This window comes from Allobosea sp. FG18 (assembly GCF_057809495.1).
The window spans coordinates 1-479 of the sequence record NZ_JBMDKB010000092.1; the positions used below are offsets into that span (position 1 = coordinate 1).

Here is a 479-nt window from a genome sequence, read left to right on the forward strand (position 1 = left end):
GGCGCACGACCTCGCGCTCGCCGAAGCGGATCGAGCCCTTGTCGGGCCGCAGGAAACCGGCGATCGCCATCAAGAGCGTCGTCTTGCCCGAGCCGGAGGGGCCGAGCAGGGTCAGGAATTCGCCGGGCCGGACGTCGAGATCGATCTCGTCCAGCACCGGCACCGCACCATAGGCCTTGCTCAGCCGCCGGACCGCGATGGCTAAGGCCGTCGCGGAACCCGGCCCGGAAGCGGCCGCATCGCGCGGCCGCTCGTGATCGCCGGCCAGTCTCATTCGGTCAGCATGTTCTGGTAGGCGGAGGAGGCCTCAGCCTCGAACTTGATGTACCAGTCCAGGTCGATCGTCAGCTGCTTGCCGGCATTGTCGGGATGGGACGGCAGGGTCTTGGCATAGGCCGCATCGATCGCACCGCCGTCATAGGCCTTCTTGTTGGTCGGGCCGTAGGTGATGTATTTCGTGAACTCGGCCTGGTATTGCG

At 66.2% G+C, this 479-nt stretch carries 1 protein-coding gene and 1 pseudogene; both read right to left on the reverse strand.

Features of this window, described 5'->3' with window-relative positions; genetic code table 11:
- Positions 1–274: ATP-binding cassette domain-containing protein (locus ACODTJ_RS29210; protein ID WP_488851739.1), on the reverse strand; the 274-nt coding region annotated here is incomplete at its 3' end.
- A pseudogene (locus ACODTJ_RS29215) lies at positions 271–479 on the reverse strand (ABC transporter substrate-binding protein); the annotation flags it as partial. The pseudogene ACODTJ_RS29215 and the gene ACODTJ_RS29210, both read right to left, overlap by 4 nt.